The organism is Patulibacter sp. NPDC049589, assembly GCF_040675535.1.
Lineage (GTDB): Bacteria > Actinomycetota > Thermoleophilia > Solirubrobacterales > Solirubrobacteraceae > Patulibacter.
In genome coordinates this window covers 1-2,246 of sequence record NZ_JBFAPC010000318.1, presented here as the reverse complement: position 1 = coordinate 2,246, position 2,246 = coordinate 1, and the positions used below count along the sequence as shown (strand labels likewise).

At 71.7% G+C, this 2,246-nt stretch carries 2 protein-coding genes; one reads left to right on the top strand and one right to left on the bottom strand.

The genetic code is table 11. The annotated features are described in order from the left end of the window. On the bottom strand, positions 1-1,334 hold a 1,334-nt coding region (locus tag AB0L40_RS27655; RefSeq protein ID WP_364361997.1), incomplete at its 3' end, for a phosphoenolpyruvate carboxykinase (GTP). A gap of 227 nt (positions 1,335-1,561) precedes the next feature. On the opposite strand from AB0L40_RS27655, the gene AB0L40_RS27650 reads away from it, so the two are divergent. Next, positions 1,562-2,242 carry an aminotransferase class IV gene (locus tag AB0L40_RS27650; protein ID WP_364361995.1) on the top strand — a complete coding sequence of 227 codons (681 nt, stop codon included), beginning with the start codon at positions 1,562-1,564 and terminating at the stop codon, positions 2,240-2,242. The last annotated feature ends 4 nt before the right edge of the window (positions 2,243-2,246 follow it).

Sequence of the window (2,246 nt, the reverse complement as noted above, 5' to 3'; positions counted from 1 at the left end):
GCGGCGGTCTGCTCGGAGCTCATCGTCGCGCCGAGGAACACACCGTGCTCCCACGACGTCGCCTCGCGCACCAACGGAAGGACCGTGGCGCGGCGGCCGCCGAAGAGGAACGCGTCGATCGGCACACCGGCCGGGTCCTCCCAGTTCGGGGCGATCGACGGCGCCTGCGAGGCCGCGACCGTGAACCGCGAGTTCGGGTGCGCCGCCGGCGTCTCGCTGTCGGGCGTCCAGTCGTTGCCGTGCCAGTCGATCAGGTGCTCGGGCTTCTCGTCGGTCAGGCCCTCCCACCAGACGTCGCCGTCGTCGGTCAGCGCCGTGTTCGTGAACAGCGTGTCGGACTTGATCGCGGCGATCGCGTTGGGATTCGTCTTCTCGCCCGTGCCCGGCGCGACACCGAAGAACCCGGCCTCCGGATTGATCGCGTAGAGCCGGCCGTCCTCACCGAACTTCATCCACGCGATGTCGTCACCGATCGTCTCGACCTTCCACCCCGGCAGGGTCGGGATCAGCATCGCGAGGTTCGTCTTCCCACACGCCGACGGGAACGCGCCGGTGACGTACTTCACGACGCCCTCGGGCGACGTCAGCTTGAGGATCAGCATGTGCTCGGCCATCCAACCCTCGTCACGCGCGAGGACCGACGCGATGCGCAGCGCCAGGCACTTCTTGCCCAGCAGCGCGTTGCCGCCGTAGCCCGAGCCGTAGGACCAGATCTCGCGGGTCTCGGGGTAGTGGACGATGTACTTCGTGTCCGCGTTGGTGGGCCACGTCGAGTCGGCCTGGCCGGGAGCCAGCGGCGCGCCGATCGAGTGGACGCACGGCACGAACTCGCCGTCGGCGCCGAGATCGTCCAGGGCGCCCTTGCCCATGCGGGTCATGATCCGCATCTGGACCACGACGTACGGCGAGTCGGTGACCTCGATGCCGATCTTCGACTTGTCGGACCCGAGCGGGCCCATCGAGAACGGCACGACGTACATCGTGCGGCCCTGCATGGCGCCCGTGAAGAGCTCCTGCATCTGGGCGCGCATCTCGGCGGGCTCGCGCCAGTTGTTGTTCGGGCCGGCCTCCGCCTCGGTGGCGGCGCAGATGTAGGTCCGGTCCTCCACGCGCGCGACGTCGGAGGGGTCGGACCAGGCGAGGTAGCTGTTCGGGCGCTTGGCGTCCGACAGTTTGCGGAAGGTCCCGGCGTCGACGAGCTCCTGACAGAGGCGGTCGTACTCCTCCGCGGAACCGTCGCACCACACGACGGACTCGGGCTGCGTCAGCTGGGCGATCTCATCGACCCAGGCGAGGAGCTTTGCGTTCTCGGTCAGCACGGATGTGTCGGGCACTGGACTGGTCCTCCTAGGGGCCAACAAGGAATTCGGGGGATTCAACCGGAACGCGCGGCGCCGCGCGGCGCGCATCGGGGAACCGATCACGTATGGCGTGCACGCACTTCGCGTGTTCGATCAGATGCATTCACAAGCAACCGGACTCGACCAGTTTCCGACCGTGCGTATCTTCCCGCGGGCGAGGAGCTCGGACCGGCCCGCCGCCCGCGTGGGACGATGCCCCCGTGTTCCGGAGCCGTCCCGACGCACCCCTGATCGAAACCGTGCTCGTCGAGGACGGGCGGATCCGGCGATTCGATCACCATCTCGTCCGCCTTCGGCGCTCCGGAGCGGCCCCGCGGCAGGTCACGGCGGTGCGCGCGCTCGCGGGCACCTGGCTGCGCACCGCCGTGCGACCCACCGTCGTGCGCTTCGACGTCGCCGCGAAGACCGCCGTGGCGAGCCGCGCCCGCACCCCCGGGCCCGCCGATCCGGTCCGGCTGGCGGTGGTCCCGGGCTTCGATCCGGCGGACGAGACGCGCGAGCAGAAGCGCGCCGAGCGCGGCTGGGCGGAGGCCGCCGAGGCGCTCGCGCGCGACGCCGGCGCCGACGAGCCGCTGCTCGCCTCGGCCGCCGGCCTCGTCGGCGAGACCAGCCGCGCGTCGCTCTTCGTCGTCGACGCCGCCGGCTCGATCCTCACGCCGCCGGTGCGCGGCATCCTCCCCGGCGTGACCCGCGCCTGGGCGCTCGACGCCGCGGGGGCGACCGAGCACGCGCTGACGGTCGCGGAGCTGGGCGAGGTCCGCGCCGCGTTCCTCACGACCGCCGGCCGCGGGGTCGTCCCGGTCGCCGCGATCGACGGCCACGCGCTCGGGACCGACGACCGGGTCGCGGAGCTCGCGGCCGCCTGGCGCGCGCTGCGCTGACCCG